Below are 25,833 nucleotides of genomic sequence, written 5' to 3'. Positions count from 1 at the left end.
CGGCGTGCGCCGCGAGGTCAGGTGCCGCGGTTGACCAGCAGTCTGCCGACGGCGCGTTCGATCTCGGCGACGCGGTCCGCCAGGCCGGCCGGCTCGCCGCCCTCGCCGCCCTCGGCGTCCCGCAGCAGCACTTCCACCTCCGCGAGCTGGGCGACGATCTCGGCCAGGCGGGTGGCATCCAGCTCCCTGTCGGGGCCGTCCGCGGTCAGCAGGCGGCGCAACTGCTCGGACTGGGCGGCCAGTTGGCGGTTCTTGCGGTACAGGTCGAGGAACACGTTGACCTTGGTACGCAGCAGCCAGGGGTCGAACGGCTTGATCAGGAAGTCGGCGGCGCCCACGGTGTAGCCGCGGTAGGCGTAGTTCGGGTCGACCTCGGCGCCGGTCAGCAGGATGACCGGTACGTCCTTGGTCTGGTCGAGCCCCTTGATGTTGGCGGCGGTCTCGAATCCGTTCATGCCGGGCATCAGGACGTCGATCAGCACCACCGCGAACTCCTGGCGCAGCATCGCCTTCAGGGCCTCCTCGCCGGAGTGCGCGCGGACGACCCGCGCGAGCGGGCCGAGCACGGCTTCGAGCGCGACGAGGTTCTCCTCCATGTCGTCGACGATGAGGAGTGTGGCGGTGTCCGGTGTCTGCGTCATGACGGCTGCTCCGGGGCGTCGGGCCGGGTGGCCGACGGGTCCGCGCCCGGCGGCCGGGGCGTCGCCTGCGGGGCGCCGTGCCGCGGGTCCAGGAGGCGGTAGACGGCCGTCAGCAGCCGGTCCACGTCGACTGGCTTGGGGACGTAGTCGTCGGCGCCGCTCTCGATGGCCCGTTCGCGGTCGCCCGGCATGGCCTTGGCGGTGAGCGCGATGACCGGCAGGTCCGCGTAGCGCGGGGCCTTGCGCAGTGCCTGGATCATCTCGTAGCCGTCCATCTCCGGCATCATGATGTCCAGCAGGACGAGGCATACGTCGGGTGTCCGGTCCAGCACCTCCAGGCCCTCGCGGCCGTTCTCCGCGTACTTCACGCTGATGCCGACCCGGCCCAGGACGTGCGTCAGGGCGAAGACGTTGCGGATGTCGTCGTCGACGATGAGGATCCGGCGGTTGGCCAGCACCTCGCCGGGACGGCCGCTGAGCCAGTCCTTGAGGCGGGTGGTCTCGGGCCAGGTGACGTCCGCGCCGCCGGTGACCGCGGTGTCGGCGGGCGGCGGGGCGGCCACGGTGGGAGCTTCGGTGGCCTCATCGGCCGCGGGTTCCGGCGGCCGTTCGGGAGGGGCGGGGAGGCCGGCGGGCGGCGTCGGCAGCCCGGTGGGTGTGGGCGCGGCGGCGTGTGCCGGGGGCGCGAGGTCGGGGGCGGCGGACGGGCCGCTGTAGCGCGCCGGCACGTAGAGGGTGAAGACGGAGCCGACGCCGGGCTCGCTCTCGGCGGTGATCCGGCCGCCGAGCAGGCTCGCCATGTCCCGGCTGATGGACAGGCCGAGTCCGGTGCCGCCGTATTTGCGGTTGGTGGTGCCGTCGGCCTGCTGGAACGCCTCGAAGATCGACCCGAGTTTCTCGGCGGGGATGCCGACCCCGGTGTCCTTGACGGCGAACGCGACGACGGACTCCGCGGTGCGCAGCGGCCCGTCGTCGAACGCGCCCGCCGGTGCCCGGGTGACGTGCAGGGCGACGCCGCCCGACGAGGTGAACTTCAGGGCGTTGGACAGGAGGTTGCGCAGGATCTGCTGGAGCCGCTGCTCGTCCGAGAACAGCTCGTCGGGCACGTCGCCGTCGACCTCGGTCCCGAAGCTCAGCCCTCGGTCGACGGCGAGCGGCCGGAACGTCGCCCGTACGTAGTCGAGCAGCTTCACCATCGGCAGTGCCTTGGGGTGCACGTCCATCCGGCCGGCCTCGATCTTCGCCAGGTCGAGGATGTCGTTGATCAGCTGGAGCAGGTCGGAGCCCGAGCGGTGGATGGTGTGGGCGAACTCCACCTCCTGGGCGGAGAGCCGGCCGTCGGGGTTGTCGGCCAGCAGCCTGGCCATCACCAGCAGCGAGTTGAGCGGGGTGCGCAGTTCGTGCGACATGTTCGCCAGGAACTCGGACTTGTACTGCGACGAGGTGGCGAGCAGCGCCGCCTTCTCCTCCAGCTCCGCGTTGGTCAGCTGGAGTTCGTCGGAGCGCCGGCGCAGCTCGGATGTCAGCCGCTGGGACTCCGAAAGCAGCGCTTCGGTACGGGAGTTGGCGATGATGGTGTTGACGGAGACGCCGATGGTGCTGACGAACTGGTCGATGAAGGCGAGGTGCACCTCGCTGAACCGGCTGAGCGACGCCAGCTCGATGACGCCGAGCACCTGGTCCTCGAAGAGCACCGGCAGGATGACGATGCTGGCGGGCGGCGCGGCGCCGAGCCCTGAGCTGATGGTGATGTAGTCAGCGGGGACGGCCTCGACGAGGACGCGCCGCTTCTCCGTCGCCGCCTCGGTGACCAGGCCCCAGCCCGGGGCGCCGCGGCTGGGCAGCTCGTGCCACACCTCGGCCCTGCCGGTGCCGTAACCGGCGATGAACTCCAGGCCCTCGCCGGGCTCGGCGCCCGCCTCGGCCAGGAAGAAGGCGCCGAACTGGGCGTTGACCAGCGGCGTCAGCTCGCGCAGGATCAGGTCGGCGACCTCGACGAGATCGCGGTGGCCCTGCATGAGGCCCGCGATGCGCGTGAGGTTGGATTCCAGCCAGTCCTTGGCGCGGGTGGTCTCGCGGAGGTTGGCGACCATCAGATTGATGTTGTTCTTCAGCGCGGCGACCTCGCCCTGTGCCTCCACCGAGATGGACCCGGACATGTCGCCCTGGGTGACGGCGCTGGCGACCTCGGCGATGGCCCGCACCTGGGTGGTGAGGTTGAGCGCCAGCTCGTTGACGCTGGTGGTCAGCTTCTTCCAGGTGCCGTAGACACCCTCGACGCGCGCCTGGCCGCCCAACTGCCCCTCGCTGCCGACCTCGCGGGCGACCCGGGTCACCTCGGACGAGAACGACGAGAGGGTGTCGACCATCGTGTTGAGGGTGGTCTTCAGCTCCAGGATCTCGCCGCGCGCGTCCACGTCGATCTTCTTGGACAGGTCGCCGTCGGCGACGGCGGTGGCGACCTGGGCGATGTTGCGGACCTGCGAGGTCAGGTTGGACGCCATGAAGTTGACGTTGTCGGTGAGCGCCTTCCAGACCCCGGAGACCCCGTGCACCTGGGCCTGTCCGCCGAGTTGGCCCTCGGTGCCGACCTCGCGGGCGACCCGGGTCACCTCGTCGGCGAACGCCCGCAGCTGCTGCACCATCGTGTTGACGGTGTCCTTCAGCTCCAGGATCTCGCCGCGGGCGTCCACGTCGATCTTCTTGGACAGGTCGCCGTTGGCTACGGCGGTGGTCACCTGGGCGATGTTGCGGACCTGCGACGTCAGGTTCAGCGCCATGGAATTGACGTTGTCGGTCAGGTCCTTCCAGACCCCGGACGCCCCGCGGACCTGCGCCTGCCCGCCCAGATTCCCTTCCGTGCCGACCTCGCGGGCGACGCGGGTGACCTCGTCGGCGAACGCGGAGAGCTGGCTGACCATGGTGTTGATGGTCGACTTCAGCTCCAGGATCTCGCCCTTCGCCTCCACCGCGATCTTCTTGGACAGGTCGCCCTCGGCGACGGCGGTGGCGACCTGGGCGATGTTGCGGACCTGGGACGTCAGGTTGTCCGCCATGAAGTTGACGCTGTCCGTCAGGTCCTTCCACACCCCGGATACGCCCCTGACCTGCGCCCGGCCGCCGAGCCTGCCCTCGGTGCCGACCTCACGGGCGACCCGGGTCACCTCGTCGGCGAAGGCGGAGAGCTGGCCGACCATGGTGTTGATCGTGGACTTCAGCTCCAGGATCTCGCCCTGCGCGTCCACCGTGATCTTCTGGCTCAGGTCGCCGTTGGCGACGGCGGTGGTCACCTGGGCGATGTTGCGGACCTGGGACGTCAGGTTGGACGCCATGAAGTTGACGTTGTCGGTGAGGTCCTTCCACACCCCGGACACGTCCCTGACCTGCGCCCGGCCGCCGAGTCTGCCCTCGGTGCCGACCTCGCGGGCGACCCGCGTGACCTCGTCGGCGAACGCCCGCAGCTGGTCGACCATCGTGTTCACGGTGAGCTTTAGCTCCAGCAGCTCGCCGGTGGCCTCGACCGTCACCTGCTGGGTCAGGTCACCGCGCGCCACCGCCGTCGTCACCACCGCGATGTCACGGACCTGAGCGGTCAGCCGCGACGCCATGGTGTTGACCGCCTCGGTCACGTGGAGCCAGTCGCCCTTCAGTCCCTGCGGCTTCGCCCGGCCGCCGAGCCGCCCCTCGGTGCCGACCTCGCGGGCGACCCGGGTCACCTCGCCGGTGAACAGCGAGAGCTGGTCGACCATGCGGTTCACGCCGCTGCCCAGGTGCCGCAGGTCGCCGCGGAGCCTGCGGGTGCCGTCGTGCAGATCGACGTGCTGGGTCAGGTCGCCGTCCGCCACCGCGTCCAGCACCCGGGTGGCCTTGGCGACCGGATCCACCAGCGCGTCGAGGACCGTGTTGGCGCAGTCGACGTTCGCCGCCCAGCCGCCCTGCCCCGGGCTCGGGCCGATCCGCTCGTCCAGCCGGCCCTCGCGGACGACCTCGTGCCGCAGCCGCTGGAGCTCACCCGACAGGTGCGCGTTGCGGGCGACGAGCTGGTGGAACGCCCCGGCCAGTTCGGCCAGCACGCCGTCAGGAGCATCGTCCGCGCCCGCCGGCACCCGGGCCGTGAAGTCGCCGTCGCACAGCGCACGCAACGCCGCCAGCAACGGGCGCAGCTCCTGGGCGCGCACCCACGGGCCGCCCGCCGCCGCGCCGTACGGCTGCCGGGCGTCCCCCGGCGGGACCGGCTCCTGGGGGGACGCGGCGGATTCGGGCCTGGCCGGGTCGTGTGCCATGGCGCACCATCCCCCCAATGATCCGTTTGGGAGTATATGTCATAGTATAAAGGGCTCGCAAATCGTGCTGCCCAGGCGCACCAGGGGGTGCAGTGGGATCTCCTTCCCCTCACACATCCGCCTCCGTGTCCCGGAAGGGCCTCCCGGCGAACCAGCTCGCACCGGCCGCCGCCCGCCGCTTCGTCCGCGCCGCACTGGCCGACGGGCCGCCGCCGGAAGCCCCCGCCACGGCGCCGTTCGCGGCCGGCCTCACCGCCCCCCTCATCGACGACGCGGTGCTCCTCGTCAGCGAACTGGTCACCAACGCCGTCATGTACGCGGGCACCGAGATCGACGTCAGCTGCCGCCTGGAGCGCGGCCCGCGCAGGGACCGGGGCGCCGGGGACGACGGCCCGGACGCCGCGTGCGTGGTCGTCGAGGTCGTCGACCGGCACCCCGCCCGCGCCGTGCACGGCGGCGTGGACGTACGCCGCGGCCCGCCCGGCTACGGCCTGCAACTGGTCGGCGCACTCTCCGAATCCTGGGGCGTGACCTACCGCCGCACGGAGAAGACGGTGTGGTTCCGGCTGATGGCCCCCGACGACCGCCCGATGCCGAGCGACGACCGCCCACCGGCCCCCGAAGTCCACCAAGTACCGCCTGAAGACGGCCCCGTTGTGCTGGAGGGAGCAGCCGGCCCCGCCCCCGTACAGGAACCGGACCCCGCGACCGGCCCGGCCCCCGCCACCGGCTCCGCTCCCGCTCCCGCTTCCGCTTCTGCTCCCGCCCCGCCCGACCGCCCCCGAGCCGCCGCGGTCCGCATGGCCCCCCTCAACCCCTCCCTCACCCGCCGCCCGTCCCCGCCCCGCGGCCACGCCGCCGAGTGGGCCGACCGCGGCGGCCCCTCGTTCCTCGCCGAGACCAGCGAGCTGCTGGCCGGCCAGCTCGACCAGGACATGGTCACCGCGCTCGCCGCGCAGCTGCTGGTCCCACGCCTCGCCGACTGGTGCGGCATCTGGCTGAGCACCGAGAGCAGGGACCTGCACCTGTCCCGCGTCTGGCACGCCGACGAGCAGCGCCTGCACGCACTCCGCGCCGAGCTGGAGCGCGAGCCCCCGTCCACCGTCGTGCGCACCGCAGGCACCGCCTGGCCCTGGCCGGAGAGCGCGGGCGGCGGCCGGGCGGGCGGCTCGGCGCTGGCCTTCCCCCTCCTCTCCCGCGACACCCCGCAGGGCGTGCTGCTGCTCGGCCGGGCAGGTCAGCTCCAGATGACCGACAACGTCGCGCGGATGGTGGAGGACGTCGCCCGGCGCGTCGCGCAGGCCGTGGACACCGCCCGCCAGTACACCCGGCAGACCACCATCAGCAGGGCCCTCCAGCGCCGCCAGCTGCCCACGACGCTCGCCAGCATCCCCGGCGTCGACACCGCCGTCGTCTACGAACCGCACGGCCAGGGCCAGACCGTGGGCGGCGACTTCTACGACATCTTCCCGATGGGCGCCCGCCGTTGGGGCTTCCTCCTCGGCGACGTCCAGGGAAAGGACCCCGAGGCGATGTCCGTCACCGGCCTGGCCCGCCACCTGGTGCGGCTGCTGGCCCGCGAGGGGCAGGGCGTCGAGTCGGTGCTCGGCCGGCTCAACACGGCCATGTCGGAGGAGAGCGCGGAGGCCGTGGAGGCCGGCGGCGAACAGGCCAGGCCGCGCTTCCTGAGCATGCTCTACGGCGAGCTGGCCCTCGCCCCCGGCACCCCGGGCGCCCACGGCACGGTCGCCAGCGCCGGCCACCCGCTCCCCTTGCAGCTACACGCCGACGGCACCGTCGCACCGGTCTCCGAACCCCAGATGCTGCTCGGCATCGACGAGGGCGCCACCTTCCACCCCACCCCCTTCCGCCTCGCCCCCGGCGAAACCCTGCTGTGCGTCACCGACGGAGTCACCGAACGCCGCTGCGGCAGCTGGCAGTTGGACGACAACGACGGCCTCGCCGCAATCCTCGCCGAAGGCACCGGCCTGGGCGCCAAGGCCCTCGCCGAACACGTACGCCGCGCCGCCCACGACTTCGGCCCCGGGCCCGTCGAGGACGATCTTTCGGTCCTGGTGCTTCAGGCGGCGCGGGGGGTTTAAGGGGGCGAAGCCCTGGCCGACCGTCAAGGTCCCGTCCGGCCCGCCGCCGCTCCGCTAGCCGCCGGAGGCGGTGGCGCGCCGCGAGTCGGCCGCGGGCGCTCCGAGCGGGGCGATCTCCCGCTCGAAGAACTCCGAGAACTCCTCGCCCTTGCGGTACAGGGACTCGAATTCGCCAACCGTCGTCGCGATCTGCCCGGGATCGAGGAACCGGCGCGCGCCCGTACCCTTCAGTTCCTCGTCGTAGATCACGGCATACATCACCGCATGCCCGAGGACGACGACCTCGGGCAGCGGACCGTCGCGCTCCAGGTCCGCGATCTCCCGGGCATCCAGTACCCGGATCTCCTCGCCCAGCTCCGACCGGAGCCGGAAGGAATGCAGCTCCCACTGGAGATACGGAGTCACGGGGAATTCGACGATACGAAGCCTCCGGAACGCCAGGCCGCGTCGAGCGGTGTCCTGGAAGTACGCGGCGACGGAATCCCGTTCGGCCTCGATCAGCCGCAATGCGCCCGCCCAGTCCCCGGCGGCGAATGCGTCCCAGCTCGGCGAGCCCTGCTCCTTGAACGTCTGCCCGCGCTCGATCTTGGCGAGGAAGCGGATGTCGCTCGCGTAGAACCGGCCGAAGTCGTCAAGGTAGTCCGGCCTCTTGAGAACCTCGCCGGAGCCGCCACGGAAGCACTCGAACATCACAGATCCCCCCACCCGTCGACGACCGTCTCACGGAGCCCTTCGGACCACGTGAGGAACCGGTCGATGTGTCCTTCGCGGAAGAGGTGCGTGGGCGGTGCACCGGCGCACCGTTGGCACAGCGAAAACTCCCAGCCGGGCCCGGAATCCGCAGGCAGGTAGGTCTCGGCGACCTCGTGGACGGTGCCGCACCCCTCGCACGACGCGGGCGTGGGCGGGGACGACACCGCACCCGGATGCGGCCGGAGCGCGGTCATGCCCCGGTAGGCGCACCCCGTGGCGACGATGCGCTGGAGGTACGCCTCGATGGCGTCGGGACCGGCGCCGGGCGGCAGCGGATCGAGCCCGACCGTGACGCACACCGGCCCGCCCCCGGCGACATGCTCCCGCCAGCCGGGCCCCGGTGACGGCAGCCGCAGGGCGTGCACCGGATGCCCGTAGTCGAGCGCCACCAGGGAGCCGTTAACCAGGAGGCGGGCGTCGACCCCGGACAGCGGCTCGGCGGCCGGCCGGAGAGCCATGGCGTCGGCCATCCCGAGGAGCGCGGCCCCGACGGTCGCCGGGGTCTCGGCTCGGCGCGGCCGGGGGACGTGCCCGATCAGCAGGGCTCCTACGGGATCGCCGGGCGAGGCGGTGTCGAGCCAGGTCGACACCGCGCACCCGGAGAGGAACGCGGGTCCGGGGACGGGGCGGATCGTGAGGCGCCCGGGGGTCAGCATGCGGAACCTGCCGATGACGTGCCGAACGCGTAATGGGCCCAGACGGCTTTGCCCATAGGGATGTCGTCCACGCCCCAGCCGTCCGGGCAGAGGCGGTTAAGGATCAGGAGGCCGCGTCCCCGGTTGCGGTGCGGTGATTCCGGCCGGAAGCGGGGGCGGCGCCGTACGGGGTCGTGCACCTCGATGCGTACTCCGGTCTCGTCGGCGTCGATGACGATGCGTAGCGAGTCACCGGGTTCAGTGCCGTACCGGATCGCGTTGGTGACCAGCTCACAGGCGATCAACACGACGGTGTCGAGGTGGTCTTGGCTCACCTCCGGGACGTGGTGTGACACGTACTCGTGCACGAACTCCCGTGCAGCGCGGGCCGATTGCGCTTCGCCAGCCAGGAGTAAGACCGGCGGAGGTCCGGTGGGCGGCTGGCAGCAGGCAGGCGGAGGTGTCCGCCACTTTTCGATCATGCATGTCCCCTCACGGGCAAGCACCCCTGTGCGTACGGGACTTCGTGACACAGGTGACAGTGCGGTTGCATTTCGTCACTACAGACTGCTCTCTCCGTGCGAGGCTCTGCAACCTATGTCACACGAACGTGGAAATTTGCATATCCAAGTGAGATGGGGAGGGCGGCGTGGCAACTAGGCAGGTGACAGGCGATGACGGGGCACGGCAGACTGTTGGGCAGGACACCGGACAGGGAGGGGAACCCGTGAGTGCGCCCACCGTGCGCCGCAGGCGACTCGGCGCGAAGTTACGTGCCTTGCGCGGCGCCGACACCCTCGATGAGATCGCGGAGCGGTCCGAGGGTGCGTTCGTCACCTCGAAGCTCTCGCGGATGGAGACGGCGAAGAGCGCGGCCAAGGCGAAGGATGTCGAGCAACTACTCGACCTGTACGCCAAATTGGGCCGGGACGTGAGCGACGAACTGCGCGCCGCCTTGGTCACCCTGACGAAGGAAGGCGCGCAGCGTGGCTGGTGGCACTCCTACCGGGGCGTCCTGACACCGGTGTACGCCGACTTGATCAGCCTGGAAGCCGAGGCGGAGTCGGTTTCGACGTGGCAACTGGGTGTGATTCCCGGTCTGCTCCAGACCGCCGAGTACGCCCGCTGGATCATCCGGGCCACGGCCATGTCGGAGGCGGTCGAGGCACGCGTCGATGCTCTGGTGGAAGTGCGGCTCGCCCGGCAGGCCGTGCTGACGCGTGATAACCCGCTCACCTTGTGGGCGATCATCTCGGAGCAGGCTCTGCGTTCCACGTCTGAGGGCGACAGCGTGATGGACGAGCAGCTGGGCCGACTGCTCTCGATGGCCAAACGACCGAACGTCAATATCCAGGTACTGCGGTCGGCTGCTCCCTTGCACGTTGGGCAGCTGGGGACGTTCACGGTCCTCGGCTTTGGCCCGCATCCCGACCTTGACGTCGTCCACACCGAAAGTCTGACCGCCGCGCTGTACATCGAGGACGGCGACAAGGTGGCGGCTCACCGGGATGCCTGGCAGCGGCTCACCTCCGCTGCCGAGTCGGTCGAGGCGTCGACGGATCTGATCACAGAGATAAGGAAGAACTCATGAGCCATGTTGGCGACGCCTCCACCCTTCCCGTGACGTGGTGGAAGTCCTCCCGGTCCGACAGTGGGGCGCAGTGCGTGGAGTGCGGCATCGTCTCCGAGGGGGCCGTCGCTGTTCGGGACAGCAAGGTTCCGGAGGGGCCGGCGCTGCTTTTCACCCGTGGGCAGCTGAGCGCGTTCGTGTCCGCGGTGGTTTCGGGGCGGTTCGGCGGTCTTGAGTAGCGACTCACATTGCGAAGGGGATTCATGGACAGGATTGACCTGAGCGCGGCTCGCTGGCAGAAGTCGAGCTACAGCAACGCCAACCAGAACTGCGTCGAGGTGGCGCCGGGCTTCCCGGGTGCGCTGCCTGTGCGTGATTCGAAGCGTCCGGAGGGGGAGGTCCTGATCGTTCCAGCCGGTTCGTGGTCGGCGTTCGTCGGGGCTGTCAAGGGCGGCAAGTTCGACGCCTGATCCGGGAGTTACGACGCGAGTATGTGCCCCCGTACCGGTCTGCGGCCGGTGCAGGGGCGCGCCCCATGTGGCGCCAATGCCCCCTTGACGCCCCGCCCCGCCAGCGCGATGGTCGGCAATCGGGAGCAATTGCATCGGCAGGGGGAGGACGGCATGCAGTTACGCTTCTTAGGGATCATCCCCAACACGCCCGTTGACGACTCTCCGACCATCTGGCTGGACCAGGACAGCGGAGATCTGCTGATCCAGTCCTATAAGGCCACGGGCGACGAGGTCGCAGCGTGCCAGGAGATCGGTTCGATTCCCGGCCACTCCACGGATGTACCGGATCACGAGACGATCATTCGGCTGCCGGCCGTGATGCTCAAGTACATCCCCCGACCGGAGGACGGAGACGGTGAAGTACCCCGTACGTGAAGGGATCGCCAAGGCGCGGCACTCCGCGGTGCACTTGGAGATGCGCGACATCTACACTCCGGACGACCCGGAATTCGCGCGCTGGCGAGCAGGGCACCGGTACGACAACGATCCGGCGAAGCTGCCGGACTATTGGGGGTCGTGGGGTGACCTCGCGACGGAGACAGTCCTGCGCGGAGTCGCCATCCGGCGGGCCCGCATCGTCTCGGAGCCGGTGACCGACTACATCAGGTATGAGCACGACCTGACGTTCGCCAACGTTGCGGCAGGGGAGCAGGTCCGATGGCTACCCCGCCGCGAGGCTGCTGACCTTCCGCTGCCCGGGACCGACCTGTGGATGTTCGACAAGGCGTCCGTGCTGTTCACCTACTTCTCCGGTGTGGGAGAGGTGGTTGACCGAGAGTGGAGCACTGAGCCGGCGGTCATCGAGTTGGTGAGTTCGGCGTTCGAAGCAGTGTGGGAACGGGCCACGCCGCACGAGGAGTACAAGCTCGTCTGAGTCATGGCAGCCTCGTCATCGTCCAGTGTCCAGGCGGCTCGGAAGGTTCTTGCGGACCGTCTCCGCGAGATGTGCCGGGACGCCGGCCTGGAAGGCAAACAGCTGGCTGCGGCCTGTGGCTGGCACCCGTCGAAGGTGTCCAGGATCGCCACCGCCAAGACCTCACCGTCCGCTGACGACATTCTGGCCTGGTGCCGGGCATGCGGTGCGGAGGAACAAGCGCAGGACCTCATAGCCTCGCTGCGGGCTGTGGAAGGCATGTGGATCGACTGGCGCCGGATGGAGCGCACCGGTCTCAAGCGCGCGCAGGAAGAACGACTGCCGCTCTTCAAACGCACCCGCTGGTTCCGGTGCTACGCGTCATGGCTCGTCCCTGGGCTGCTCCAGACCTATGGCTACACGGAAGACGTGCTGTGCGCAGTTCAGCGAAGGCGGGTGGCGATCGATGACGTAGCCGATGCCGTCGCCGTCCGTATGGACCGTCAGCGCGTCCTCTACGAGGGACAGAAGCGGTTCGCCTTCATGGTCGAGGAGTCGGTGCTGTACAACGCCATCGGCAACGTCGAAACGCAGACGGAGCAGCTTGAGCATCTACTGACGATCGGCGCGTTGCCCAATGTGAGCCTCGGAGTGATCCCGGCCGGGACCGGCCGGACGCGTATGCCGGTAGAAGGGTTCTGGATCTTCGACAAGGCCCAGGTCAACGTAGAGCTGGTCTCGGGCTACCTCACGCTCACACAGCCCAGCGAGGTGGGCGCGTACGCCGACACCTTCACCATGCTCGCCGGTCTTGCGGTCCACGGCGACAAGGCTCGTGGACTGATCACATCGGCAATGGCCTCGCTCAGGTGATTCCCGTGCAATCGCCTGCAATTGACTGGGAGTTGGGGCGCGCGGGTTCCTAGCGTTGTCGTCATCGAGGTGGCGCGCGAGGTGAGTGGTGGGGCCTGAGCGGGCCGCTTCGGCACAGTCGGCACCTGAAGACTCCCGCCCCGGCGGCGGAACCTGGACAGTCGAGCGGCCGGGGCGGGTGACCAACCGCAGAGGGAATCCCCTGCGGCCCTATGGGCCATGCCTTCGACGGTACGGCGGCATGGCCCCTCGCGAAAGAGGAGGTTGGTAGATGACCGTTGCCGTTGAGACGTATGAGACGCGCACGGCCGACGCGGAAGGGTGGCGCGGCGTCCCGTTCCGGTACCCGGCGGATATGGAAGCGGACGGCGGCAAGCACGATGGCGGCCCCATGCCCCCGGAGGCTCCGCGCGAGCCGTCCCCGCAGGGTGGGGACGGTAAGTAGCCTCGCCAGGAACGTCGAAAGCGCCCCTGCTCCGGTACGTGACCGGAGTGGGGGCGCGGTGCGTTCAGCGAATCGGCGGCCATGCGGACGGCGCGAGGGCGGGGCCAGGGCGACCAGGGCGGCGATGCCGGCCGCAGGCGCCGCACACGGCACGCGCCCACACCACCCCGTCCGATTCCCGCCAGCCCCCCGCCCCCCGGCCGTCCACCCTGGACGCATGACGACAACGACCTACCTCCCCCTGCCCATCGCCCCCGCCACTCTCAAGGAACTGCGCGAACTCGACGACTCCGGGCGGCCGTTGCGGCCGTATACGGCGCGGGAGGACGGGGTGCCGATCGACTCCGTCGGCAGTCCGCTGCGCTGCTGTCTGCGGGGGATCGAGGCCGGTGAGCGGGTCGCGCTCGTCTCGTACGCGCCGCTGCGTCGTTGGGCGGCGGAGAGCGGGGCCGAGCCGGGTGCCTATGACGAGGCGGGGCCGGTGTTCATTCATGCCGAGTCCTGTGCGGGGCCCGCCGACGGTCAGGGGTATCCCTTCACGCGGCCGGGGGCGCTGCGTACGCTGCGCCGTTACGACGCGCAGGGGCACATCGTCGGCGGCGAGTTGTTCGAGATCCCGGACGAGATCGAGGCCGGGTTCGCGCGGGCGCTCGACGCGGCGTTCGGGGCGCCGGAGGTGGCGGTGGTGCACGTGCGGGCCGTGGAGTACGGCTGCTTCCATTTCGAGGTGCGGCGCCCGTAGTCTCCGTGGGGCGGGCCGACGGGCGGTTGCCGCCGGTAAGCGGTGAAGAACACATCGCAAGGGCGTGACATACCAATTGGTATGCGTTGAGAATCGCAGCACACGACTACCCGCCCGTAACAAGCGGAGGCACCCGGTGCTCAGCACGATGCAGGACGTACCGCTCACGGTCTCGCGAATCCTGACGCACGGCTCGACCGTCCATGGCGAGTCGGAGGTCATCACCTGGACCGGAGCGGACCCGCACCGGCGCACGTTCGCCGAGGTCGGCCGCCGGGCCGCGCAGCTCGCGCACGCGCTCGGCGGCCTCGGGGTGGGCGAGGGGAGCCCTACGGGAACCCTGATGTGGAACAACGCGGAGCACCTGGAGGCGTACCTCGCGATCCCCTCCATGGGCGCCGTGCTGCACACCCTGAACCTGCGGCTGCCCGCCGAGCAGTTGACGTGGATCGTCAACCACGCCGAGGACCGCGTCCTGCTGGTCAACGGCTCCCTGCTGCCGCTGCTCGCCCCGCTGCTGCCGCGGCTGCCCGCCGTGGAGCACATCGTCGTCGCGGGTCCTGGTGACCGTTCCGTACTGGACGGCGCGCGGGCCCGGGTGCACGACTACGAGGAACTGCTCGCCGGCCACCCCGAGCACTACGACTGGCCCGAGGTGGACGAGCGGGCGGCGGCGGCCCTCTGCTACACCTCCGGGACGACCGGCGACCCCAAGGGCGTGGTCTACAGCCACCGTTCGGTCTATCTGCACTCGCTCCAGGTCAACACCGCCGAGGCGTTCGCGCTCGCCTCCCACGACGTCGCGCTGCCGGTCGTGCCGATGTTCCACGTCAACGCCTGGGGCCTGCCGCACGCCGCGTTCATGGCCGGCGCGTCCCTCCTGATGCCGGACCGCTTCCTCCAGCCCGCCCCGCTCGCCGAGATGATCGAGACGGTACGTCCCACCATCGGCGCCGCCGTGCCCACCATCTGGCAGGGCCTGCTCGGCGAACTGGACGCCACCCGGCGCGATGTGGCGTGCCTGAAGACCGTCATCATCGGCGGCTCCGCGTGTCCGCCCGTCCTGATGCGCGGCTTCGAGGAGCGGCACGGCATCCGCGTCGTGCACGCCTGGGGCATGACGGAGACGTCCCCGCTGGGATCCGTCGCGCACCCGCCGGCCGGGGCCACCGGGGACGAGGAGTGGGCCTACCGCACCACCCAGGGCCGTTTCCCCGCGTCCGTCGAAGCCCGGCTGATCGGGCCCGGCGGCGAGACGCTGCCCTGGGACGGCGAGGCCGCCGGCGAGCTGGAGGTCCGCGGGCCTTGGATCGCGGGCGGGTACTTCGGCGGCGCGGACGGTGAAGTGCAGCGCCCCGATGACAAGTTCAGCCCGGACGGCTGGCTGCGCACCGGCGACGTCGGCACCATCACCCCGAACGGCTACCTGACGCTGACCGACCGGGCCAAGGACGTCATCAAGTCCGGCGGGGAGTGGATCTCTTCGGTCGAGCTGGAGAACCACCTGATGGCCCACCCGGGTGTCGCGGAGGCCGCGGTGGTCGCCGTGCCGGACGACAAGTGGGGTGAACGCCCGCTGGCCACCGTGGTCCTGGCCGATGGTGCGACGGCCGGGTACGAGGAGCTGAAGGCGTTCCTCGGCGAGCGGATCGCGCGCTGGCAGGTGCCGGAGCGGTGGGCGCTGATCCCGTCGGTGCCGAAGACCAGCGTCGGCAAGTTCGACAAGAAGGTGCTGCGCAGGCAGTACGCGGACGGGGAGTTGGACGTCACCCGCTTCGGGGCGTAGGGCGTGGCCGGACGCGGCGAGGAGTTCACCGACGAAGGGCCTCGCGAAGGGCCCGCCCCTGGTCGGCCAGGTTGCGCTCGCTGATCCGGGCCTTCGGGAACAGCAGGTCGAATCCGTGCACGGCACCCGGGACCTGGATCAGCTCGGTGGTGACTCCGGCGGCGCTGAGACGCTCGGCGTAGCGCCGGCCTTCGTCGCGCAGCGGGTCGGCCTCTGCCACGACGACGAAGGCGGGAGGCAGTCCGCCGAGGTCGGCAGCCTGCACCGGGGAGGCGTAGGGCGCGAGGCTGTGGCCCCCGGTGTAGTGGCGCCAGGCCAGCTCCGCCGCGGCCCGGTTGAGGACCGGCGTATCGGTGCTCTCCCGCATCGAGGCACTCGTCATGGAGCTGTCCAGCGCGGGGTAGAGCAGCACCTGGAAGATCACCTTCGGCCCTTCGAGGTCGCGGGCGCGCAGGGCGGTTGAGGCCGCGATGTTCCCGCCTGCGCTCACTCCCGCGACGGCGATGCGCTCCGGGTCGCCGCCGACCTGCGCGGCGTGTCCGGCGAGCCAGGTCAGCGCCGCGTAGGCGTCGTCGGCCGCCGCGGGGTAGGGGTGCTCGGGCGCGAGGCGGTAGTCGACGGAGACGACGACGGCTTCGGCGTCCAGGGCGTACCGCAGGGCGTGCTCCTCCTCGGCTTCCGGAGAGCCGTAGGTGAAGGCGCCGCCGTGCAGGTAGAGGACGACCGGCAGAACGCCGTCCGTGGCGGGACGGTGGACGCGCAGCCGCAGTTGCCCTCCGGGCCCCGGGATGAACAGGTCCCGCACCTTCACGCGGTCGTCGACGGGCGTTTCGGGGTGCTCCCGCAGGCGCTGGTACAGCTCGGGCACGGCCAGGACGGAATCCAGGTCGTAGAAGGGGAAAACCCCTGCGTCGGACGTGTCGAGCAGCGACTGGATCTCGGCGTCGACAGGGGGGACGGGCATGACGGGCCGCCACCTTTCGTGTGGGAGGGCGGAAAAGGAACGTCATCAGCTTCTCCGGCTTCCGAGCACCACAGAAGTGGCCCGAGGGCCAGCATGTGCAACTATCGGGCCATGACTGTCGCGGCTCCTCATCAGGTGGTGGTTCTCGCCATCGCACCGGTGGTCGCGTTCGACCTCAGCATTCCGGCCCAGATGCTGGCCACGGTCACCGCACGCGCGGGAGGCGCGGCGTATCACGTGCGGACCGTCACGCCGGACGGCTCTCCGGTGCCGACGGCGAACGGGTACGGCGTCACGCCCCAAGGGGACCTGTCCCTGCTGGAGCACGCCGACACCGTGATCGTCGCGGGCACCCGCTCCCCTGACCTGCTCGACGACGGAGTGCTGGACCCGCGCATCGCGGCGGCGTTGCGGGCGGCCCGGCGCCGAGCCCGCATGGTGTCCCTGTGCACCGGGTCGTTCGTTCTCGCGGCCGCCGGCCTTCTGGAGGGCCACCGGGCCGCGACGCACTGGCGCTACGCCGACCGGTTCACGCGCCTCTTCCCTGCGGTCGACCTCGACACCAACCCGCTGTACGTCGCCGATCGCGGGGTCCTGACGTCCGCCGGCGGTGCGGCGGCCATCGACCTGTGCCTGCACGTGATCAGGGAAGACCACGGCAGCTCGGTAGCGAACCAAGTGGCCAGGTACAACGTCGTCGCGCCCATGAGGGAAGGAGGGCAGGCGCAGTACATCGATCAGCCGGTCGCGGAGGACGCGGGGATGTCGACCGCCGGGGCGCGCACGCTGATGACGGAGCGCCTGGACAGCCGGCTGTCACTCAAAGACCTCGCCGCGCACTGCCACATGAGCGTGCGGACGTTCACCAGGCGGTTCCGGCAGGAGACGGGCCTTTCCCCGGCTGAATGGTTCACCGCCGCCCGCTTGAAGCACGCGCGCCACCTGCTGGAATCGACAGACCTGCCCGTCGACGACATCGCCGCCAGGACCGGTCTGGGAAGCGGCACGAACCTGCGGCAGCACATGCGGATCACCCTGGACACCACGCCGTCCGCCTACCGGCGGGCGTTCCGCTCGGCGACCGCCACCACGGAACACCGGCCCTGACGACCACCACCACGGAACACCGGCCCTGACGGCCGCCCTCCGGCCCCGGGACGCTCAACGCCCCGCGGCACACCGTCAGTTCGTGCCGATCTTGGCGAGCAGGTCGACGATGCGGGCCTGCACCTCGGCGCTGGTGGAGCGCTCCGAAAGGAACAGCACGGTCTCGCCCGATGCGAGGCCGGTGAGCTGGGCCTGGTCCATGTCGGGGGCGGTGTAGACGACCAGGGGGGTGTGGTCGAGCAGGCCGTTGGCGCGCAGCCAGTCGATGATGCCGGCCCGCCTGCGGCGCACCTGCATCAGGTCCATCACCACCAGATTCGGCCGCGCCTGCGTCGCCAGGGCGACCGCGTCGGCGTCCGCCCCGGCCCGCGCGACGTGCATGCCGCGCCGCTCAAGCGAGGTGGTCAGCGCGCCCGCGATGGCGTCGTTCTGCTCGATCAACAGCACGCGGGGCGGGTGCTGTTCGCTGTCCCGCGGCGCCAGCGCCTTGAGCAGCACCGCCGGGTCGGCGCCGTACGCCGCCTCGCGGGTGGCCTGCCCCAGACCCGCCGTCACCAGCACCGGGACCTCCGCCGCGCCCGCCGCCTGGCGCAGCGACTGGAGCGCGGTACGGGTGATCGGTCCGGTCAGCGGGTCGACGAAGAGCGCGGCCGGGTACGCGGCGATCTGCGCGTCCACCTCTTCGCGGGAGTTGACGATCACCGGGCGGTAGCCGCGGTCGCTCAGCGCCTGCTGGGTGGAGACGTCGGGCGCGGGCCAGACCAGCAGCCGACGCGGATTGTCGAGCGGCTCGGGCGGCAACTCGTCGTCCATCGGCTGCGGTTGGTGGTCCAGCACCTCGACCGCGCCGTTCGGCCCGTCCAGCGGCTCGGGGCCCTCGCTGCCCTCGTCCGGCGCGGAGATCGCGAAGGCGCGGCCCTCGCCTGCGCCCAGCAGATGCTGCTGGTGCGGCTGCGCGGACTGGCCCGGAGGCGGCGTGTGCGGCTGGGGGCGCCCGGGGTGCGGACGGGTGTCGGCGGGAGCGGTGTCGGCCGCGGCCCGCTCGTCGTCCTGCGGGGGCGCGGCGAGCTTGCGGCGGCGGCCCGAACCCGCGGACGTGCCACCGGGCGGCGTACCGCCGGGCGGGGTGGATCCCGGGGCGCCCGCCGGGCGCTGCTGCTGGTCGGCGATCTGCTGGGCGAACGGCGCGCCCTGCCCGAGCGTGCGCACGCGGAACGCCCGCCCGTGGGACTGCCCGGCCGCGGGGCCGCCGTCCTCCTCGGGGAGCGGCTGCGCGGCGGCCTGGTCCTGCGGCTGCGCGTGGCCGCCGGAGTGCCCTGGCTGCGGCGCGTCGGCCGGGCTGGGACGCCCGCGGCGGCGGCCGGTCGGGGCGGGCGCCGTGCCGTCCGCGGCGGTGTCGGGTGCGGCGTCGGGCGCGGCCGGATCCGCGTCGCCGGTGGGCTGCGCGACGAGACCTTCAGGGCCCGCGACGAAGGTGCCCGACGCCTCCGCGTCGGCCATCGCCGCCGCCGCCCGCTCCTCGGCCGCGGCCCGCCGCGCACGCCGCCTGCCGGTCGGCTCGTCGTGCCAATCGGCCTGCGGCACACCGGAGTTGACCGCGGGCTCCAGTTCGAGGCCGGGCTGTGCTCCGTCCGCACCGGCCGGTCCTTCGGCGACCGGACGGCGGGCGCGGCGGCGGCCGGTGCCCTCGGACTGCTCGGGCATCCGGCCGGGGAGCGCGGGCAGCGCCGGCCGCGAAGAGGGGGCCTGATCGGCCGCGGCGGGCGGCAGCGCGAAGGGCGAGCGGGCGCCACCGGCGGGCAGCGGCTCCGCGGGCGCCAACTCGCCGGGCCCGTGCTGCCCTTGCTGCCGCTGCTGGTCCTGCTGCCGCCGCTGGTCCTGCTGCCGTGGCGACGACGGTCCGTCGCCGTCGCGCTCGCCCGGCACGGCGCGCTCGGGCGCCTCGGCCAGCGCGCGACGGGCCCGCCGGCCACCGGCCTGCTGCGACGGCCCCTGCGGCCCGCCCTGACCGGAAGCCTGGGGGTGACCCTGCCCCGGCACCTTGGGGCGCCCCTGAGACGGCGTCTGCGCCCCTGGTGAGGGCTGTGGCGTCTGCGACGGCCGGGGTGCCTGCGGCGGGAACCCGGCGGGGGTCAGCTGCGCGGGCCCGGAACCGTCGCCACCGGGCTGTCCACCGCCATCGGGTGCCCCTTGGCGCGCACGCCGCCGTCCGCTCGCCGGTACGGCCTCGCCGCCCGCCGTGCCGGGCGGCAGCCCCGCCCCGTCCGTTCCGGAACCGGCCGCTGGGCCGCCCTGTCCTTCGCCGCCCCGGGACGCCCCGGAGCCGTCCGTGCCGGGCCCCTGCCCGGGGCCCGAGTGCCGGGCACGCCGACGGCCGGTCGGGGACGCGCCGTCCGCCGCCTCCGCACCGTCAGCCGCGCCACCGTTCGTTCCACCGTCCACCGGGCCACGGCCTCCCGGCCGCCCGCCACCGGGCCCGGCGGCACCGTCCGCACCACCCGGCTCACCCGGCCCATCGGGACCGGCACCACGGGCACTCTCCGCGCTCCCGGCCTGCTGGGTGCCGCGCGCCCGCGCCGCGGGGGACGGCATCACCGTCGTCTCGTTCCCGGTCGCCTCGCGCGCCCGCTCCGCCTCCGACGGCACCGAGCCGTCCGGCGTCACCGGCAGCTCCAGCACGTACGCGCTGCCGCCCGCGCCGGGACCGCCAGGCACCTTGTGCGTCTGCATCAGCCCGCCGTGCTGCCGCACGATGCCGCGCACGATGGGCTCGTGGACCGGGTCGCCGCCGCCGTACGGGCCGCGCACCTCGATCCGTACGACCGCACCGCGCTTCGCCGCGGCGACCACGATCGTGGAATCCCCCGCCGGACCCCTACGGGCTCCCGCGACCTGCCCCGCAGGGGTGCCCGCGTCGCCACCGTCCTCAGCGGACGGCATCCGCCCCGTCGAGTCCACCCCCGCCACATCGGCGATCAGATGCGACAGCGCCTGCGCGACCCGCTCGGCGTCGACGGTGGCCTCGATCGGCGGCGCGTGCACGGCGAACTGGGCGCGCCCCGGCCCGATCAGCTCGATCGCGCCCTCCACACCGGCCGCCACGACCGTGTCGAGCGAGACCTTCGCCCGCTTCAGCCGCTCCGCCCCCGAGTCCAGGCGCTGATAGCTCAGGACGTTGTCCACCAGCGTCGTCATCCGGGAGTGCCCGGCCGCGAGATGGTGCAGGATCTGGTTGGCCTCGGGCCACAGCTGACCCGCCGGATCGGAAGCCAGCGTGCCCAGCTCGCCGGTCAGTTCCTCCAACGGCCCGCGCAGCGCCTGCCCCAGGACGGCGAGCAACTGCGCGTGCCGGGCGGCCAGCGCGTCGTACGGGCGGCGGTCGGTGAACGTCATCACCGCGCCGACGAGCTGATCGCCGTCCCGCACCGGAGCCGTCGTCAGATCGACGGACACCGAACGCCCGTCCTTCGCCCACAGCGCCTGCCCGCGCACCCGGTGCTTGCGCCCCGACCTGAGCGTGTCGGCGAGCGGCGTCTCCTCCCAGGGCAACGGCGAGCCGTCCGCCCGCGAGTGATGCATCAGCGGGTGCAGCTCCTTGCCGCCCAGCTCGCTCGCCCGGTACCCGAGAATCTGCGCGGCCGACGGGTTGACCAGGACGACCTTGCCCTCCGAGTCGACGCCCACCACACCCTCGGCGGCGGCCCGCAGGATCATCTCCGTCTGCCGCTGCTGACGCGCCAGCTCGGTCTCGGTGTCCAACGTCCCCGTCAGATCCCGCACCACCAGCATCAGCAGCTCGTCGCCGGTGTACCCGGTGCGGTGATCGGCGTACGCGGCCTCGAAGGCCGATTCGTACGGGGTCCTGCCGTCCTCAAGGTTGGCGCTGGTCACCTCGACCAGCAGCTCGGTTCCGTCCGTACGCCGTGCCACCATCCGCGTCGGCTTGGTGCGCCCGCCCTCGGACTCCTCGTCCCGGCGCCGCATGGAACCGGGGATGCGCTTGGAGTCGAACGAGGGGAGGAGATCGAGGAGTCCGCGTCCGACCAGGCCGGTACCGGGCGCCTCGAAGGTTTCCAGCGCGATGGTGTTGGCGTTGACGACGGTGCCGTTGCAGTTGACGAGCAACAGGGCGTCAGGGAGGGCGTCCAGTATGGCTGCGAGGCGAGCAGCGCCTCGGGATGGCCTGCTGCTCACGACGACGCTTCCTCCCTGGGACCACCCCGCAGTCGCGGGGCCGACCTCCCTGTTACGCACCTTGCCGACCCGTCGGGGCGGATCGCTGGAAGGGAGTCTACGGGCAGTTGCCCGGGACGCGGAGGCGGATGACGAGGAGGTGGTGCCACGGCACCGTGCGACTCGCCGCACGCCCGACATGTGCCCCGCGTCCTGACCTGCCCTCCCACTCCGGCACGAACCGGGTCGGGCATCCCGTTACGAACCGGTCTTCGGGAGCAGCGGCTCGAAGCGGTCCCAGCGGGCGATCTCACACCCGTCGGTACGCCGGAACTCGGCGTTCACCCGGCGTCCCGCCCAGGTTCCGGTGACCCGCGCGGTCGCCGAGCCGCCGTAGATCATCGTGCACTTCGCGCTCTGCGGAACCGGCGCGAAGGCGTCCCTGCCCCACCGCGTCATCCGGTCGAGCCGCTCGCACGCCTCCGCGGCGCGGAAATGATTTCCCCCGTCAGGGTGGCAATACAGCTCGAAGGTGCCATCCGTCCGTGCCGAACCGGAGCCGCGGACGGTCACGGTGAGGTGATCGGCGGCGTCCTGGAGACCCGGGGCACCCCAGAGGCGGCGGTGCCCCGTGGGCGGCCGGAGACCGGTGGAGTCGGAGGCGTCGGTGAGGTCGGTGGCGTCGGTGGCGTCGGCGGGGCCGGTGGGGTTCGGCCCGGTGGCGTTGCGCGGCTCGGACGCCGGGAGCGGGATCGGCGCGGCCGACGCGGCGGGCGCGAGCACGGCGAGCGCGGAGACGGTGGACGCGACGGAGACGGCGGCGGTGGCGGCAGCGGTCAGCAGGAACATCAGGCGGTGCGGCATCACGGGCTCCAGAGGACGGACCGAAGGCGGGTACGCGACACGTACGCGCCGGGGCACACGGCGGTTTGCCGGAGGAAACCCCGACTCTCCTAACGCGGCGCCGACCCCGACGTTGCGGTGCAGGAACGTCTTTGCCGGGGGGCCTGCCAGCCGAGTACCGTAGGGGGCGATTGGTGACAGCCCGCAGAGCTGTGCCATCATCTGGACACGCCACAGCGCGCAGACGCGCGTGAGGTGTGTGGAGGCGTCGCCTAGTCCGGTCTATGGCGCCGCACTGCTAATGCGGTTTGGGGCTTACCCCCCATCGAGGGTTCAAATCCCTCCGCCTCCGCTCCCTTCGTTCGGGCCCCGTTCTTCCGAGAACGGGGCCCGAACGCGTTCCCGGGCACCACTCGGGCCCCTCCCGACTTCCGGCTCTTCCGGGGCCCCTCCGCGATCTTGCGCCCCAGGAGGGGGCCGCCCGCCGCCCCTCCGCCGCCTCCGGCGGCCACCCGAGACCTTTGAGCCATCCGTCCGCCGCGGACTGGGCACCCGCCGCCCCGCGCGCCACGCTGGACCCATGACGAACGCCACCCCGGACCCCGCCGCCCCTCTCCACATCGCCGGCATCCCCGTCCCCGACAGCAAGCTGGCCCAGGAGGCCACCGAGCTGGTCCGCGACGTCACCGACGAGCTGATCTACCACCACTCCCGCCGCGTCTACCTCTTCGGCGCCCGGCACGGCATCCGGCACGGCCTGGAATTCGACGCCGAGCTGGTCTACGTGGGCGCGCTCTTCCACGACCTCGGCCTGACGGAGAAGTTCCGCACCTCACAGCAGCGCTTCGAGATCGACGGTGCCGACGAGGCCCGCGCCTTCCTGGCCGCCCGCGGCATCCCCGAGGACCGCACCCGCCTGGTCTGGGAAGGCATCGCCCTGCACACCACGCCGGAGATCCCGCACCACATGGCCCCGGAGATCGCCCTCGTCACCGCAGGCGTCGAGCTGGACGTCCTGGGCATCGGCTACGACACCCTCCCGCCGGAGACCCGCGAGGCGATCGTCGCCGCCCATCCCCGCCCCGACTTCAAGCGCCGCATCCTGCACGCCTTCCACGCCGGCATCGCCCACCGCCCCCAGACCACGTTCGGCAATGTGAAGGCCGACGTCCTGGACCGCTTCGAAGAGGGCTACACCCGCCCGAATTTCGTCCGGACTATCGAGGACTCCCCCTGGGACGATTAACCCCCAGAACCCGACCAAGAGGGCGTTTGTGCAGGTCAGAGGCGGTGCGGGCGATGGATTTCGCCTCACGGCGCGGTTCATGTAATGTTGTTCCCGCAACGCCGACCGGCAAGAAAAACCGCCGGGAAAGCCAAGCGCTCGTAGCTTAACGGATAGAGCATCTGACTACGGATCAGAAGGTTGCAGGTTCGAATCCTGCCGAGCGCACAGCAGTCGAAGGCCCCCTCGCTTCACGTGAGGGGGCCTTCGGCGTAGGCGGGTGACGTCAATACGGGGCGCTGGACCCGGCCCCGTCGAGCGGAGGGGGCCGAGGAGTTCGGGCGGTCTCCGGAAGGGCGTTTTGGTGAGGCGACTCCGCAAGATCTCGACCCCGTCGGCCAGGTGGTGACCATGACGGAGCTGATCACGGTCGTGACGGCCGTCCACGCGCCGTCCGCTCCCTATCTCGCCGATGCCTATGCGTCGCTGCTCGGGCAGGAGCTGCCGGACGGCTGGGACTGGCAGTGGGTCATTCAGGAGGACGGTGAGACGGGGGAGGTCGCTCCGTATGTGCCGGACGATCCTCGGATCAGTTTCGGGCAGGGGCGGCGGGGGCGTGCGGCGATGGCCCGTACGGTCGGGCTCTCCCGGGCCGACGGGCGGTTCGTGAAGGTTCTCGATGCCGATGACATGCTGGCGCCCGGTGCCCTCGCGCGGGATCTCCGGGCGCTGACGGACGATCCGTCGCTCGGCTGGGCCACCTGCCGCGTGCTCGACTACCTGCCCGACGGCAGCACCGTCGGCTTCGACGAGGATCCGCCTCAGGGGCCGATCGAGCGCGGCACCGTCCTGCGGTACTGGCAGGAGCACGACTACCGCGCCCAGGTCCATCCGGCGACCCTGTGTGTACGCCGTGAGCTGCTGCTCGCGCTCGGTGGCTGGATGGCGCTGCCGGCGTCCGAGGACACCGGTCTGCTCATGGCGCTCAGTGCGGTGAGCCGTGGCTGGTTCTCGGCGGACACCGGTCTGCTCTACCGGAAGTGGCCGGGGCAGGTCACGAGCCAGCCGTCGCACGCCGACGAGGCCGAGCGGAAGGCCCGGTTCGCGGTGGTGGAGGCGCGGGCGCTGGCGCTGGCTTCGCTGGGTGGGTGGCGGTTCGGCGGGGTGTAGGGAGTGGGAAGGGTGCGCCTTCTGGCCGGCCGCTGGAGGGCTTCTTTCAGGTGCGGGTGAAGATGAGTTCGGTCTCGTCGGTGAGGTCGTGCAGCGGGTGCTGCAGGGCGGTGGGTTTGGTCGGCGGTGTCCGGTGGGCGGTTGTCGCGTAGGCGCCGGGCGCGTAGCCGTTGGGGAGCCGGTGGGCGCGGAAGCCGTGGGATGCCAGGGTTTCCAGGAGTTCCGTGGCGGAGTCGCCCAGTTCGGCCATGCGCTGGGGGGTGACCTCGATGGCCAGCTCGGCGTCGGGGCGCAGGGTGCCCAGCATCGGGGCCAGGCCGCGCAGGACGGAGCCCTCGGCGCCCTCCACGTCGATTTTGATCACCCTGGCGCGGGCGATCTCCTCTGCCGTGACGATCTCGGGCAGGGGGCGGGCGACCGCGTCGAAGGTGGATTCCGCCGTGCCGTCGTACGGGACGATGCTGTTCGCGCCCATGTTCCGCGAGCTGGCGAGGATGAACCTGACCGTCTTCTCGCGGTCGGACACGGCGGCGTTCACGGCGCGGATGTTGTGGCAGCCGTTGATGCGGGCGTGTGTGCGCAGCCGTTGGTGGAAGGCCGGTGAGGCTTCGACGGAGACGACGACGCCGCCGGGTCCGACGAGCTGGGACGCCAGCACGCTGTAGTAGCCGATGTTGGCCCCGACGTCGATGAACACGTCGCCGGGCCCGAGGCGTTGCGCCAGCCAGTGCGTCAGATGCGGTTCCCAGACGCCGAACTCGTAGAGGTAGCGCTGGATCAGGTCCTGGGTGTCGGTGAGGAACGTCGCGCCGAAGCGGGTTCTGGCGCGGCGCAGCCGGGGGTGGTCGCGCAGGCCGGCGTTGAGGAAGCGTTCGGTGGCGGCGGCCTTGCCCGCGGTGCCGGGGGCGTGGCGGACGTACCAGCGGGTGAGGTCCAGGGCGATCTCGCGGGCGGCGGCGGATATGTCGGGGGTCACGGCAGCTCCTGGGGTCGGGCCGGTGGGGCGGTGCGGGACAGGGCCGACGGATCTTCCGGTGCGGTGGTCCGTCGCGGCCAAGTGTGCCGCGTACGCATCTTGCGGGCTCGCGCTCTTTGCGCTGAACTGACAGACCGTCAGATAGTGAGAAGCCGGGCAACTCCGCGGGAGGTCGCACGC

At 71.6% G+C, this 25,833-nt stretch carries 21 protein-coding genes and 2 tRNA genes; 14 read left to right on the top strand and 9 right to left on the bottom strand.

The annotated features are described in order from the left end of the window. Positions 1-17 precede the first annotated feature (17 nt). Positions 18-641 carry a two-component system response regulator gene (locus tag ACIBK8_RS26290; protein ID WP_393684582.1) on the bottom strand — a complete coding sequence of 208 codons (624 nt, stop codon included), beginning with the start codon at positions 639-641 and terminating at the stop codon, positions 18-20. Beyond that, positions 638-4,924, bottom strand: coding sequence for a HAMP domain-containing protein (locus ACIBK8_RS26285; RefSeq protein WP_399044328.1), 4,287 nt, complete (start codon positions 4,922-4,924; stop codon positions 638-640). Before ACIBK8_RS26285 ends, ACIBK8_RS26290 begins: the two co-directional genes overlap by 4 nt. A gap of 125 nt (positions 4,925-5,049) precedes the next feature. Between ACIBK8_RS26285 and ACIBK8_RS26280 the strand changes: the two genes are divergently transcribed. Beyond that, entirely contained in the window at positions 5,050-7,026 is a 1,977-nt protein-coding gene (locus ACIBK8_RS26280; RefSeq protein ID WP_399044327.1) for a SpoIIE family protein phosphatase, read from the top strand. A gap of 54 nt (positions 7,027-7,080) precedes the next feature. On the opposite strand, the gene ACIBK8_RS26275 is transcribed toward ACIBK8_RS26280, so the two are convergent. The 3 genes from ACIBK8_RS26275 to ACIBK8_RS26265 are packed head-to-tail and all read right to left on the bottom strand — an operon-like array spanning position 7,081 to position 8,896. Then, complete coding sequence (locus ACIBK8_RS26275; RefSeq protein ID WP_399044326.1) at positions 7,081-7,716, bottom strand: DUF6879 family protein; 636 nt, start codon at positions 7,714-7,716, stop codon at positions 7,081-7,083. After that, entirely contained in the window at positions 7,716-8,435 is a 720-nt protein-coding gene (locus ACIBK8_RS26270; RefSeq protein WP_399044325.1) for a hypothetical protein, read from the bottom strand. The genes ACIBK8_RS26275 and ACIBK8_RS26270 overlap by 1 nt, the downstream gene beginning before the upstream one ends. Continuing rightward, positions 8,429-8,896 (bottom strand): ATP-binding protein, encoded by a 468-nt coding sequence (locus ACIBK8_RS26265; RefSeq protein WP_399044324.1) that lies wholly within the window; start codon positions 8,894-8,896, stop codon positions 8,429-8,431. The genes ACIBK8_RS26270 and ACIBK8_RS26265 overlap by 7 nt, the downstream gene beginning before the upstream one ends. Positions 8,897-9,141: 245 nt before the next feature. On the opposite strand from ACIBK8_RS26265, the gene ACIBK8_RS26260 reads away from it, so the two are divergent. The 8 genes from ACIBK8_RS26260 (at position 9,142) to ACIBK8_RS26225 (ending at position 15,195) form a co-directional block, all read left to right on the top strand. Next, the gene (locus ACIBK8_RS26260; protein WP_399044323.1) at positions 9,142-10,005 is read left to right on the top strand and encodes a DUF5753 domain-containing protein; all 864 of its coding nucleotides are present in this window, start codon (positions 9,142-9,144) and stop codon (positions 10,003-10,005) included. Beyond that, on the top strand, positions 10,002-10,223 hold the full coding sequence (locus tag ACIBK8_RS26255) for a DUF397 domain-containing protein (protein ID WP_399044322.1): 222 nt from the start codon (positions 10,002-10,004) through the stop codon (positions 10,221-10,223). Before ACIBK8_RS26260 ends, ACIBK8_RS26255 begins: the two co-directional genes overlap by 4 nt. Before the next feature lie 24 nt (positions 10,224-10,247). Beyond that, complete coding sequence (locus tag ACIBK8_RS26250; RefSeq protein ID WP_399044321.1) at positions 10,248-10,454, top strand: DUF397 domain-containing protein; 207 nt, start codon at positions 10,248-10,250, stop codon at positions 10,452-10,454. Positions 10,455-10,607: 153 nt separating this feature from the next. After that, a complete protein-coding gene (locus ACIBK8_RS26245) occupies positions 10,608-10,871 on the top strand; it encodes a hypothetical protein (protein WP_399044395.1) in 264 nt (87 codons plus the stop codon). Next, on the top strand, positions 10,852-11,370 hold the full coding sequence (locus ACIBK8_RS26240; RefSeq protein ID WP_399044320.1) for a DUF6879 family protein: 519 nt from the start codon (positions 10,852-10,854) through the stop codon (positions 11,368-11,370). The genes ACIBK8_RS26245 and ACIBK8_RS26240 overlap by 20 nt, the downstream gene beginning before the upstream one ends. Positions 11,371-11,373: 3 nt before the next feature. Next, complete coding sequence (locus ACIBK8_RS26235; RefSeq protein WP_399044319.1) at positions 11,374-12,222, top strand: helix-turn-helix domain-containing protein; 849 nt, start codon at positions 11,374-11,376, stop codon at positions 12,220-12,222. 662 nt (positions 12,223-12,884) lie between these two features. Continuing rightward, positions 12,885-13,409: a DUF1203 domain-containing protein gene (locus tag ACIBK8_RS26230; RefSeq protein WP_399044318.1), complete on the top strand. Its 525-nt coding sequence runs from the start codon at positions 12,885-12,887 to the stop codon at positions 13,407-13,409. Positions 13,410-13,545: 136 nt separating this feature from the next. Beyond that, a complete protein-coding gene (locus tag ACIBK8_RS26225; RefSeq protein ID WP_399044317.1) occupies positions 13,546-15,195 on the top strand; it encodes a long-chain fatty acid--CoA ligase in 1,650 nt (549 codons plus the stop codon). A gap of 25 nt (positions 15,196-15,220) precedes the next feature. Here ACIBK8_RS26225 and ACIBK8_RS26220 read toward each other — a convergent pair whose 3' ends face one another. After that, the gene (locus ACIBK8_RS26220; protein WP_399044316.1) at positions 15,221-16,159 is read right to left on the bottom strand and encodes an alpha/beta hydrolase; all 939 of its coding nucleotides are present in this window, start codon (positions 16,157-16,159) and stop codon (positions 15,221-15,223) included. Between the two features lie 111 nt (positions 16,160-16,270). Here ACIBK8_RS26220 and ACIBK8_RS26215 point away from each other — a divergent pair, with 111 nt between their 5' ends. Next, entirely contained in the window at positions 16,271-17,266 is a 996-nt protein-coding gene (locus ACIBK8_RS26215; RefSeq protein WP_399044315.1) for a GlxA family transcriptional regulator, read from the top strand. A 75-nt stretch (positions 17,267-17,341) separates the two neighbouring features. Here ACIBK8_RS26215 and ACIBK8_RS26210 read toward each other — a convergent pair whose 3' ends face one another. Together ACIBK8_RS26210 and ACIBK8_RS26205 are read right to left on the bottom strand one after the other, a co-directional pair. Further along, the gene (locus ACIBK8_RS26210) at positions 17,342-21,460 is read right to left on the bottom strand and encodes a PAS domain-containing protein (protein ID WP_399044314.1); all 4,119 of its coding nucleotides are present in this window, start codon (positions 21,458-21,460) and stop codon (positions 17,342-17,344) included. Positions 21,461-21,697: 237 nt separating this feature from the next. Further along, positions 21,698-22,303: an SSI family serine proteinase inhibitor gene (locus tag ACIBK8_RS26205; protein WP_399044313.1), complete on the bottom strand. Its 606-nt coding sequence runs from the start codon at positions 22,301-22,303 to the stop codon at positions 21,698-21,700. Positions 22,304-22,543: 240 nt separating this feature from the next. On the opposite strand from ACIBK8_RS26205, the gene ACIBK8_RS26200 reads away from it, so the two are divergent. The 4 genes from ACIBK8_RS26200 (at position 22,544) to ACIBK8_RS26185 (ending at position 24,677) form a co-directional block, all read left to right on the top strand. Beyond that, positions 22,544-22,634, top strand: a tRNA-Ser gene (locus ACIBK8_RS26200). 228 nt (positions 22,635-22,862) lie between these two features. Continuing rightward, the gene (locus ACIBK8_RS26195; RefSeq protein WP_399044312.1) at positions 22,863-23,528 is read left to right on the top strand and encodes an HD domain-containing protein; all 666 of its coding nucleotides are present in this window, start codon (positions 22,863-22,865) and stop codon (positions 23,526-23,528) included. Between the two features lie 134 nt (positions 23,529-23,662). Next, positions 23,663-23,735, top strand: a tRNA-Arg gene (locus ACIBK8_RS26190). 183 nt (positions 23,736-23,918) lie between these two features. Beyond that, positions 23,919-24,677 carry a glycosyltransferase family 2 protein gene (locus tag ACIBK8_RS26185; protein ID WP_399044311.1) on the top strand — a complete coding sequence of 253 codons (759 nt, stop codon included), beginning with the start codon at positions 23,919-23,921 and terminating at the stop codon, positions 24,675-24,677. A 46-nt stretch (positions 24,678-24,723) separates the two neighbouring features. Here the strand turns inward: ACIBK8_RS26185 and ACIBK8_RS26180 are convergent, their stop codons facing one another. Further along, positions 24,724-25,653 carry an FkbM family methyltransferase gene (locus ACIBK8_RS26180; protein ID WP_399044310.1) on the bottom strand — a complete coding sequence of 310 codons (930 nt, stop codon included), beginning with the start codon at positions 25,651-25,653 and terminating at the stop codon, positions 24,724-24,726. Positions 25,654-25,833 lie beyond the last annotated feature (180 nt).

This window comes from Streptomyces sp. NPDC050161 (assembly GCF_044460025.1).
Classification (GTDB): domain Bacteria; phylum Actinomycetota; class Actinomycetes; order Streptomycetales; family Streptomycetaceae; genus Streptomyces.
The sequence above is the reverse complement of the archived record's forward strand: the minus strand, read 5'-3'. Positions and strand labels throughout refer to the sequence as shown.

Excerpts from the sequence above, each read along its gene's own strand:
- ACIBK8_RS26255 (WP_399044322.1), top strand. The coding sequence starts at position 10,002 with ATGAGCCATGTTGGCGACGCCTCCACCCTTCCCGTGACGTGGTGGAAG.
- ACIBK8_RS26245 (WP_399044395.1), top strand. The coding sequence starts at position 10,608 with ATGCAGTTACGCTTCTTAGGGATCATCCCCAACACGCCCGTTGACGAC.
- ACIBK8_RS26235 (WP_399044319.1), top strand. The coding sequence starts at position 11,374 with ATGGCAGCCTCGTCATCGTCCAGTGTCCAGGCGGCTCGGAAGGTTCTT.
- ACIBK8_RS26270 (WP_399044325.1), bottom strand. The coding sequence starts at position 8,435 with ATGCTGACCCCCGGGCGCCTCACGATCCGCCCCGTCCCCGGACCCGCG.
- ACIBK8_RS26205 (WP_399044313.1), bottom strand. The coding sequence starts at position 22,303 with ATGCCGCACCGCCTGATGTTCCTGCTGACCGCTGCCGCCACCGCCGCC.
- ACIBK8_RS26230 (WP_399044318.1), top strand. The coding sequence starts at position 12,885 with ATGACGACAACGACCTACCTCCCCCTGCCCATCGCCCCCGCCACTCTC.
- ACIBK8_RS26265 (WP_399044324.1), bottom strand. The coding sequence starts at position 8,896 with ATGATCGAAAAGTGGCGGACACCTCCGCCTGCCTGCTGCCAGCCGCCC.
- ACIBK8_RS26275 (WP_399044326.1), bottom strand. The coding sequence starts at position 7,716 with ATGTTCGAGTGCTTCCGTGGCGGCTCCGGCGAGGTTCTCAAGAGGCCG.
- ACIBK8_RS26250 (WP_399044321.1), top strand. The coding sequence starts at position 10,248 with ATGGACAGGATTGACCTGAGCGCGGCTCGCTGGCAGAAGTCGAGCTAC.
- ACIBK8_RS26185 (WP_399044311.1), top strand. The coding sequence starts at position 23,919 with ATGACGGAGCTGATCACGGTCGTGACGGCCGTCCACGCGCCGTCCGCT.
- ACIBK8_RS26215 (WP_399044315.1), top strand. The coding sequence starts at position 16,271 with ATGACTGTCGCGGCTCCTCATCAGGTGGTGGTTCTCGCCATCGCACCG.
- ACIBK8_RS26220 (WP_399044316.1), bottom strand. The coding sequence starts at position 16,159 with ATGCCCGTCCCCCCTGTCGACGCCGAGATCCAGTCGCTGCTCGACACG.
- ACIBK8_RS26290 (WP_393684582.1), bottom strand. The coding sequence starts at position 641 with ATGACGCAGACACCGGACACCGCCACACTCCTCATCGTCGACGACATG.
- ACIBK8_RS26195 (WP_399044312.1), top strand. The coding sequence starts at position 22,863 with ATGACGAACGCCACCCCGGACCCCGCCGCCCCTCTCCACATCGCCGGC.
- ACIBK8_RS26285 (WP_399044328.1), bottom strand. The coding sequence starts at position 4,924 with ATGGCACACGACCCGGCCAGGCCCGAATCCGCCGCGTCCCCCCAGGAG.